General features: G+C 75.6%; 9 protein-coding genes. 2 read left to right on the top strand and 7 right to left on the bottom strand.

The features are described from left to right. Nucleotides 1-1,086, top strand: a 1,086-nt coding sequence (locus tag QCN29_RS35955) for an RICIN domain-containing protein (RefSeq protein WP_279933452.1), incomplete at its 5' end; no start/stop codon positions are given. 41 nt (nucleotides 1,087-1,127) lie between these two features. On the opposite strand, the gene QCN29_RS35950 is transcribed toward QCN29_RS35955, so the two are convergent. The 7 genes from QCN29_RS35950 to QCN29_RS35920 form a co-directional block, all read right to left on the bottom strand. Next, nucleotides 1,128-1,940 carry a VOC family protein gene (locus QCN29_RS35950; RefSeq protein WP_279933451.1) on the bottom strand — a complete coding sequence of 271 codons (813 nt, stop codon included), beginning with the start codon at nucleotides 1,938-1,940 and terminating at the stop codon, nucleotides 1,128-1,130. 151 nt (nucleotides 1,941-2,091) lie between these two features. Beyond that, nucleotides 2,092-3,483 (bottom strand): carboxyl transferase domain-containing protein, encoded by a 1,392-nt coding sequence (locus tag QCN29_RS35945; RefSeq protein WP_279933450.1) that lies wholly within the window; start codon nucleotides 3,481-3,483, stop codon nucleotides 2,092-2,094. Continuing rightward, nucleotides 3,476-4,996 carry an acyl-CoA synthetase gene (locus QCN29_RS35940; RefSeq protein ID WP_279933454.1) on the bottom strand — a complete coding sequence of 507 codons (1,521 nt, stop codon included), beginning with the start codon at nucleotides 4,994-4,996 and terminating at the stop codon, nucleotides 3,476-3,478. The genes QCN29_RS35945 and QCN29_RS35940 overlap by 8 nt, the downstream gene beginning before the upstream one ends. A gap of 273 nt (nucleotides 4,997-5,269) precedes the next feature. Next, a complete protein-coding gene (locus QCN29_RS35935; protein ID WP_279933449.1) occupies nucleotides 5,270-5,896 on the bottom strand; it encodes a LysE family transporter in 627 nt (208 codons plus the stop codon). Nucleotides 5,897-5,986: 90 nt separating this feature from the next. Then, nucleotides 5,987-6,184 carry a hypothetical protein gene (locus QCN29_RS35930; protein ID WP_279933447.1) on the bottom strand — a complete coding sequence of 66 codons (198 nt, stop codon included), beginning with the start codon at nucleotides 6,182-6,184 and terminating at the stop codon, nucleotides 5,987-5,989. Further along, the gene (locus QCN29_RS35925) at nucleotides 6,181-7,329 is read right to left on the bottom strand and encodes a rod shape-determining protein (protein ID WP_279933446.1); all 1,149 of its coding nucleotides are present in this window, start codon (nucleotides 7,327-7,329) and stop codon (nucleotides 6,181-6,183) included. Before QCN29_RS35925 ends, QCN29_RS35930 begins: the two co-directional genes overlap by 4 nt. A gap of 270 nt (nucleotides 7,330-7,599) precedes the next feature. Next, on the bottom strand, nucleotides 7,600-8,160 hold the full coding sequence (locus QCN29_RS35920) for a hypothetical protein (RefSeq protein WP_279933445.1): 561 nt from the start codon (nucleotides 8,158-8,160) through the stop codon (nucleotides 7,600-7,602). A gap of 118 nt (nucleotides 8,161-8,278) precedes the next feature. Between QCN29_RS35920 and QCN29_RS35915 the strand changes: the two genes are divergently transcribed. Further along, the coding region (locus QCN29_RS35915; RefSeq protein ID WP_279933444.1) for an SCO2400 family protein at nucleotides 8,279-8,836 on the top strand (558 nt) is incomplete at its 3' end.

Below are 8,836 nucleotides of genomic sequence, written 5' to 3'. Positions count from 1 at the left end.
GCCTCGTCGGCCCGGATCGCGGCCGGTGGGCTCGGCGCGCGCCGTGGGCTCGGCGCGCGCGGTGGGCTCCGCCGCCCCGGGTCGGGCGGTCTGCTCAGCGGCACCGGGGCGGGGGCGGTGGCGACCGGCGTCCTGTTCGCCGTGGTCTGCGCCGTCGTCGCCGGACTGCTCGTCCGCGGCGGCCCGGACGAGGACGTTGACGGGGGAGGCGGCGGCCAGGCGGGCCCCGCGGGCCCGAGCGGCCAGGTCACCGGCTCCGCGACGCCCGCCCCCGGCGGGCAGCGGCAGCCCAGGCCCTCGCCGTCCGCACCGGAGCCGTCCCAGCCGTCGTCAGGCACCTCCGCGGCCGCCCACCCCCGCGGCCCGCTGCAGACCAGGCTCCGCAACGCGGGCACCGGCCTCTGCCTCGACGTCCACGGCCGCACGGCGCGCTCGGGAGTGGAGGCCGCCATGGCCCACTGCACCTCGACCGCGACGCAGCGCTGGCTGTACGAGGACGACGGGCTGCTGCGCAGCTTCGCCGCCCCTGGACTCTGCCTCCGCTCCCACGAGCTGGACGGGGTGGCCCGGCTGGGCGGCTGCTCCGGGGCATCCGCCGACGACGCGGAGGACGTGCGGTACGACCTGACGATCCAGGGCCTGATCGTTCCCCGCTGGAACGAGGCGCTCGCCCTGGTCCCCGCCTCCGACGACGTGGGGACCAACGTTGTCATCAGGATCCGCGACGGCTCCGTGGAGCAGCGTTGGTTCGCGGACTCCCCGGGCTACACGCCGAGGCTGAAGCCCGACTCGGGCGCGGACGCCCCGACCGCCGAGGAGGTCAGCACCGCCGAGGACGGCGCCGCCGCCGGCGGAAGCCGCGCGCCGCACCCGACACCCTCCTCGTCGTCCTCGTCCTCGTCGGGTGTGACGGCGCCGCCCGCCGCCGTTCCGCCCGCCGCCTCACCGTCGTCCCCGGCGTCCCTCCGGGCGGGGGAGGGGGAGCGGTCCGCGGGGCCCGCTTTGGAGGAGCCCCGGCAGGAGCTGCGCCGGGTGAGCGGCGCCGGGCGCCCCGCCGGGCCGGGGCGCGGTCCTCTGGCGGGCTGACCCGGCGGGGGCGGCCTCCCCGCTGAGGACGGCCCGCGGGCTCAGGACAGATCCGGCGGCTCGCCGACGGTCGTCGCCGTGTCGATCACGGAGAACACCGCCCCCTGGGGGTCCTTGACCGTGGCATAGCGCCCGAACGGGCTGTCCGTCGGCTCATGCCCCTGGAGCACCTGACCGCCCAGGCGTCGCACCGTCTCCACCGCGGCGTCGCAGTCCGCCACGCCGAAGTACACATTGATGAACGGGTGCACGTCCGGGGGGAAGTCGTCCGTCATATGGTGCCGCCCCGCCACCGGTCTGCCCTGCACCTTCCACACATGGAAGTCGGCCGGTCCGCCCTCGCCGCCCCGCGCGTCGCCCAGCGGCCGCACTTCCAGGGGGAAGACGGCGGGATAGAAGGCGTCCGCCTTCGCCGCGTCCCGCGCGGTCACCTCCGCCCAGCAGTAGGCGCCGGGCTCGCCCGTTCTGCCGAACCCCTCATGGGACGCAGGCTGCCAGGCGCTGAAGTACGCCCCGCTGGGGTCCTCAGCGGTGACCATCGTCCCGTACTCGCCGACCTTCATCGGGTCCATCAGCAGCGCGCCGCCGCTGTCGCGGATCTTCGCCGTCGTCGCCTCGATGTCGGACGTCGCAAAGTACAGGTTCCAGGACGGCTCCCCGCCGAGACCGGGCCGCATGGTCTCGACCGCGGCGACGGGCCGTCCGTCCTTCAGGGCCTGGGTGTAGCCGCCGAACTGCGCCAGGGCGTCGGTGTAGGTCCACCCGAACAGCTCGGCGTAGAAGTTCTTCGCGGCCTCCAGGTCCGGAAACGCCGCATCCGCCCAGCAGGGGGCGCCTTCCGGTAGTGCGGCCATGATCTGTCTGCCTCCCGTGGGTCTGGTGCGTTTCACGCTATGCGCCCCGGCCTCGCGCCGCCTGTCGAGCGCGGTCATGCGAAGGACGGCGGCCGGGACGCGCCCGGTGCGTGCTGCTGCGGCGCGGCGGCCTGCTCCGGCGCGGTGCGTGCTACTCCGGCGCGGCGGCCTGCTCCGGCGCGGCCCGCGGGACGATGCCCCGTACGACGCCCAGCTCCACCAGATCCTGTGGGCGCAGCCGCAGCTGGTCCGCGGTGCGCGGGATCCGGTCGGGGGAGCGTTTGAGTATCGCGGCGGCCGACTCGGGCGCGATGACGGAGAAGTAGCTGTCGGGCGTCGCCCAGGTGTTGCCCGGAGCGGCCAGCGCCAGTGCCCCGCCCGAGCCGCCCTCGCCGATGAGGAGGCTGGTCAGCGGTGTCCGGGCGGCGGCCATCGCGGAGAACGCCTCGGCGATGGACCCGCCCGCGCCCGCGCGTTCCGCCGCGGCGTCGTTGGCCGCGCCTGGAGTGTCGACGAGGGTCAGCACGGGCAGCCCGAACCGGTCGGCGAGCCGGATGACGCGTGCGGCGGTCCGGTAACCGGCGGGCCGGGTCGCCGTGCCGCGCTGGGCGACGTACACGACGGCGCGCCCGTCCGCCGCCCGGACGCCGGCCCCGCACAGCAGCCCCGGGTCCACCCCGCCGCCGCGGTCTCCGCCGAGCGGCTCGCGCCGGGCGAAGTACCGGTCGAGGTAGGCCTCGGCGGGTGCGCGCCGTGTGTCGCGGGCGCGTAGGACGGCGTCCCAGCCGGTGCGGGGAAGCGGCGTCTCGCCGCCCGGCGGCAGGGCATCGGGCGGCGGCACCGGCTGCGGGTCGAAGACGCCGGGGGCCAGGGCGCGCGCCCAGAAGCCGACCGTCTCGCGCAGCCGCTCGGGGCGTACGACCGCGTCGACATGGCCGTGCGCGAGCTGGGACTCCGCCGTGTACGCGGCCGGGTCGGCGTCCTGGGGACGCACCCGGGAGCCCGCGAAGGCGACCTGCGCGCCCGGCAGCGCCAGGATCACATCCGCGCCCGCGCCCAGGGTCGCCCAGCCGCCGCCCGTGGTCGGGTCGCGCACCACCGCTATATGCGGGACGCCCGCCTCGCGCAGCAGGACCCCCGCGCGGGCGGCGCGCTGCAGCTGGCCGAGGGCGACCATTCCCTCCTGCATCCGGCTGCCGCCCGTCGCGATCAGCGACACCAGCGGCAGCCCGCGCTCACGGGCGTGGGTGTACGCGGCCTCCAGACGGTCCCCGGCGCGGCGGCTCAGCGAACCGCCCAGAAAGGCGAACTCGAAGGACAGCAGCACACAGCGGCGGTCGCCGCCGAGGGTCCCCTCGCCCCACAGGACCGACTCCGTCGAGCCCGTGGCCTGTTCGGCACGGGCGCGGGCCGCGTCGTAGCCCTCCCAGCCGATCGGCCCGTCGGCCTCGCCGGAGGGCTCCTCGCCCCTCGTGTGCTCGGTGAAGTCGTCGCAGAGCAGCGCGATCGCCTCGCGTGCCGTCCACCGCCCGGACTCAGCCATGCCGCGTCGCCCGCCCGCCCAGCGCCGGCTTTATGACCTTGCCCATGTCGTTGCGGGGCAGGGCGTCCAGACACCGCACCGTACGCGGCCGCTTGTGCGGAGCGAGCTGCCCGGCCACATGCTCCGCCAACTCCTCGGCCGAGGGGGGCGTCCGGGGATCGGCAGGCACGATCCAGGCGACGACCCGCTCGCCCAGATCCGCGTCCGGCTCGCCCGTCACCGCCGCCTCACGCACGCCGGGATGGTCCAGCAGCGCGTTCTCGATCTCACCTGCGCCGATCTTGTATCCGCCGCTCTTGATCAGATCGGTGGCCTTGCGCCCCACGATCCGTACATAGCCGTCCGGGTCGCGGACCGCCATGTCGCCCGTGCGGAACCAGGCTCGGGGCCCTGTGCCGTCGAAGGCGGCGAAGGTGGCGTCGGGACGGTTCAGATACTCCGTGAAGAGGTTGTCGCCGCGCACCTGGATCTCGCCGATGGTCTCTCCGTCGTACACGCTGATCTCCGTGCCGTCGTCGGCGGCCAGCCTTAGCTCCACGCCGGGCAGCGGCAGCCCGACCGTCCCCGGCCGGGCCGGGCCGTCCACACGGACAGACGTGGGGGTCTGGGGGTTCACCCTCGGAGAACACAGCATCAGCGTCTCGGTCATGCCGTAGCGTTCGACCACCCGGCGGCCCGTCGCCGCCGCCATCCGCTCGTGGTCGTGCAGCGGCAGCGCGGCCGACCCCGACACCAGCAGCCGCGCGTCGGCCAGCGCCTTGGCCAACTCGCCGTCCTCTTCCGCCGCCTGGGCCAGCCGGTGGTACATCGTCGGCACGCCGAAGAGCATCGTGCCGCCGGACGCCAGCTCACGCCCTGCGGCCTGGGGGGTGAAGCTCCCCAGGTGGCGCAGCTCCCCGCCCCGCCTGAGCGGCCCGAGCACGCCCAGGATCAGCCCGTGCACATGGAACAGCGGCAGCCCGTGCACCAGGACGTCGTCCGCGGTCCAGGCCCAGGCGTCCGCGAGGGCGTCCAGAGTGGCGGCGACCGCCCGGCGCGGCAGCACCGCGCCCTTGGGTGGGCCCGTGGTGCCCGAGGTGTAGACGACGAACGCGGGCAGCGCGGGGTCGTGCGCCGTGTCGAGGTCCTGCGCGGGGCCGGCCGCGCCGCCGCCGGGCGGCTCGGCGGTGACGCCGACGCGCGGCAGCGCACCGAGCGCGTCGGGCAGCGCCTCGCCGGGCGCCGCCAGTACGGCGGCCGGTGCGCTGTCCTCGATGACATGGGCCAGTTCGCGCTCGCCGGACTTCGGATTCAGCGGCACCACGGCCGCACCCGCCAGCAGCGCCCCGACGACCGCGACCGCCGTCTGAGGCGTCGGCGTGGCCCAGACGGCGACCCGCGCCCCCTTCTCCAGCCGTTCGGCCACCGGGTGTGCCGCGGCCGCCAGTTGTCCGTATGTCAGCGAGCGGCCGGGGAAGCGCAGGGCGACGCGGTCCCGGTCCGCGCCGACGGGCCTGGGAAAGAGGGAACTCACGGGCGACTCGTCCTCTCCGGTCGGTGCGGTCGCCGCGGTCCGCGCGACCACGGCGATCGTTGCATGGGACATGGGTGCATGCCCCTGTTCACTCATGCTTCCAGGCCGCAGCATTCCCTTCCCTACTCACGCGTAACAACTTGGGGGGCGTCCGTGGCCGGTCTGCTGCGGTCCGGGCGCCGCAGGGGGTGCGGGTGTTCCCCCTGCGTCTGAGGCCTGCGCACCCTGAGGCCTGCGCACCCTGAGGCCTGTGCGCCTGAGCTGCGGCCCGTGCTAAGGCAACGGCAGCGCGATCTTGACCGCGTATGCGGCCACCAGGCCGTACCCGATCCGGAACGTCCACGCACGGGCGCGTGCGGAGATCCGGGCCCCGGCGAAGGAGGAGCCCGCGACCAGCAGCTGCTGCCACAGCAGGGAGGCGAGGAACACCCCGGCGACGAAGACGCCCCCGGCGGCGGGCCCGCTCAGCGCCGCCCCCTGGGCGGTGGTCAGCGCGGCGAAGTAGAGCGCGGTGGTGGGGTTGACCGCCGTGAGCCCGGCGAACGTCCAGAACGTACGGGCGGCGCCGGCGGTCCCGTGGCCCCGGTCCGCGGCCGCTGCGGGCGGAGGCGTACGCGAGGCCAGCAGCCCGCGGACCGCGATCGCCAGGAGGACGGCCGCGGCGACGAGCCGCACCCACGCCTCGACGCCGGAGAGGGCGGCGGCGACGAGCGGACCGAGGGCGGTGGCCGCGGCCGCGTACACCAGGTCTGTCAACGCGACGGCGGTGGCCGCGGCGACCGCCCCGCGGCGTCCGCGCATGCCCTCCTGGATGAGCAGCACGCCCATCGCTCCGAGCGGCATCGCCACCCCCAGCCCCGCCGCCGCGCCCGCTGCCGCCGTCGTCCACCACTCGCTCATGGGCCCCACTGTCGGGCCGGGAGACCCCCGGCGGCGACCGAATTTCGCCGTAGGGGACGGCGCTCCACCGCTCCCCGCAGCGGCGGGCCGCTACGGGGAGGACTGCCGGGTGACCACCGTGCCGCCGGGCGCGCCGTCGGGCGTGCCGTCGTCGCGGACGCCGTCGTCCGCGCCCCTGGGCGCAGCATGCGGCGGCCGTCCGACGGCCGGGCAGCGCCTCCGCAGCGGCAGCATCATGCTGGGCCCGAACCGGCGCCGCACCTGGTGGCCGGGGAACCGGGATCTCACTCCACCGCGGCGGGCTGGGCGGTTGCGCCCGCGGTCTTGGCGGGGGCGGCCCGCTCAGGCCTCTCCCGCCGCCGCTCCGCCTTCTCCTTCCTGTCGCTCACGAGGATCGTGTCGGTCAGCAGGTCGAGCATCATGGGCTGGATCTTGCCCTCCAGCATCGCGCCGAGGCCGAGGACGGCGCAGACGTCGGGCCGCTCGGCGATTTGCACCGGCATTCCGGTCGCGTTGTGCAGCATCTGGTCGAGCCCCGGCAGCAGCGCACTGCCGCCGACCATCATGATCCCGCGGTCGGCGAGATCCGCGACCAGGTCCGGCGGGCAGTCCCGCAGCACCTTGCCGATGCCGTCGAGGACCGCGGTCAGCGGAGTGTGGATGGCGTCCCGTACGGCGGCGGTGTCCACCTGCACCGAACGGGCCAGACCGGTGGCCACGTCCCGGCCGTGGATCTCGGTCGAGGCGGGGCCGTGCGGCGTGAGGCCGTTGCCGTGCAGGGCGAGCTGGAGCGGCCGGACCGACTGGGTGGGCAGCATCAGCTCGTGCTGGTGGCGGAGATGCTGGATGACGGCGTGGTCGATGGCGTCGCCGCCGACGGGAATCCGCTCGGCCGTGACGATCGAGCCGAGGGAGAGCACGGCGACCTGCGTGGTCGCCGCACCGCACACCATGATCATCGTGGCGGTGGGCTGCTCCACGGGGAGCCCGCAGCCCACGGCCGCGGCGATCAGGGTGTCGACGAGCTCGACCCGGCGGGCCCCGAGGCCCACGAGGGTCTCGACGGCGGCGCGCTGGGCCAGCGGATCGCTGTCGTGCGGGGTGCAGGCGGCCGCACGCAGCCGGGGTTTGCGGCGCAGTTGGCGACGGAGCTTCTCGCCCAGGAGATGGCGCAGCATTCGCTGCGCCATCTCGATGTCGACGACGGTGCCGCCGGAGACGGGGCGGGCGACGCGGATGTAGTCGGGCGTGCGGCCGGTCATCTTCTCGGCGAGCGTGCCGACCGCGATGAGCGCGCCGGTGCGCGTGTTCACGGCGGCGACGCTGGGCTCGTCGACGACGAGCCCCACGCCCCTGACGAAGACGCGGGTCCTGGCGGCTCCGAGGTCGACGGCTACATGGCAACGGCGCAACTGCTCAAGGTTGACGGTCACGACGGGTCCTCCCGAATGGGTTCTCCTCGCATCCTCCGATCACGGCGGCGGCGGCGCGCGCTGAACTCCGCCGCACGGGCGTACGCCCCCTGACACCCCACCAGCTGGCCGGGCCCCGGGGAGCGCCTCGGGGTCCGTTGCCCCTGCCCTGCTCTTCGCGCGCGGGCGGGCGGACGTGGTCGGGGATTCCGGGGCTCGAGATGCCCCTGCCCCGCTCTTCGCGCGCGCGGGCGGGCGGGCGTGGGGATGGCACGCTCCCGCCTCCTCCCTTCACGGCAGCCGCTGCAGCAGCCCCCACGTGAACTCCGCCACCCGCTCGCGGCCGTCCGGCATCGTCAGGCCCAGCCGCCACCGCGTCGGCGCGGACCCCTCCAGGGGCCGCGCCGGAGGAAACGCGGCGGCGGCCTCGTCGACCGTGCAGGACCAGGGGAGCAGGTCCGCCTCGGTCCGCAGCGCCGGCCCCGGAGTGCCCGGCGCGCGCACCAGCCACTCGTTCCACACGGCGCCCTTGTCCCCAGCCAGGACCTCGAACCGCAGAGCCGGCCAGAGCGGCAGCGGCCACAGCAGCGCATCGCACTCCAGGTCGCCGATGCGGCGGCGGACGGTCCGCTCCGGCGAGCCGAGCACCGACCGGTAGCGGGCCAGTGCGCCCCGGCTCCGAGGGGCGCGCACCATCGCCTGCCAGCGGCGGTTGGCCTCGCGCATCTCGGTGACCGAGGCCCCGAGCTCCCGCCGGGCGTCCTCGACCAGCCCCGGCTGGAAGTCGGCCATGCGGCGCAGCAGCACCAGCTGGAATTCACGCGACCCGAACGGTGTGGCATCGGCAGACATGCCGACATACTGCCGTTCCCGATAACCGCCGCCGTACTCCGGACGTGGGGATTCCACACAGGATCCTCACGGCGCGGACCGGCCGCCCTCCCCTTCGGGCGCATAACCTGCGGGCGCCATGGATTACTGCCAGCCGTGCCGACGGCACCTCAACGGCGCTCTCGCCTGTGCCGGGTGCGGTACGCCCGCCGAGGAACTGCACCGCCGCACCGGCGACATCGGCGAGCCCGAAAGCGACCAGGTGTTCGAGTTGTCCGAGGCGCCGGAGCCGTCCGGCGACGGCCGCCAGGGAGGTCACCGGCGGGCGCACCGGGACGCCGCGCGCCGCCGGCGGCCGAACGGCCGCCGGGCCCGCAAACGGCGCGGCCGCAAGGCGGTGATCGGCACGTTCGGGCTGGCCCTCGCGGCCGGCGCGCTCAGCCTGGCCGAGTTGGCGACGGAGTACGGCGACGACGGCCCCGCGGACCTGGTGAAGGAGAAGGCGTCCTACGAGTCGGAGACCGCGCCGCTCCCCAGCGAGCCGGACGGCGACCCTGACGCGCCGGCCCCGCCGACCGGGCCCGCCGTCGCCTCGTCGGGTCCCCCGGAGCCCTCCGCAAGCGGCGGCCCCGGCGCGGGTGGGCCGACGGGGCCCGGCACGGGGACGACCGGCCCCGCGGTCGCGGGCGGCGGGGAA

The organism is Streptomyces chengmaiensis (assembly GCF_029846775.1).
Classification (GTDB): domain Bacteria; phylum Actinomycetota; class Actinomycetes; order Streptomycetales; family Streptomycetaceae; genus Streptomyces; species Streptomyces chengmaiensis.
The sequence above is the reverse complement of the archived record's forward strand: the minus strand, read 5'-3'. Positions and strand labels throughout refer to the sequence as shown.

Excerpts from the sequence above, each read along its gene's own strand:
- QCN29_RS35950 (WP_279933451.1), bottom strand. The coding sequence starts at position 1,940 with ATGGCCGCACTACCGGAAGGCGCCCCCTGCTGGGCGGATGCGGCGTTT.
- QCN29_RS35945 (WP_279933450.1), bottom strand. The coding sequence starts at position 3,483 with ATGGCTGAGTCCGGGCGGTGGACGGCACGCGAGGCGATCGCGCTGCTC.
- QCN29_RS35935 (WP_279933449.1), bottom strand. The coding sequence starts at position 5,896 with ATGAGCGAGTGGTGGACGACGGCGGCAGCGGGCGCGGCGGCGGGGCTG.
- QCN29_RS35920 (WP_279933445.1), bottom strand. The coding sequence starts at position 8,160 with ATGTCTGCCGATGCCACACCGTTCGGGTCGCGTGAATTCCAGCTGGTG.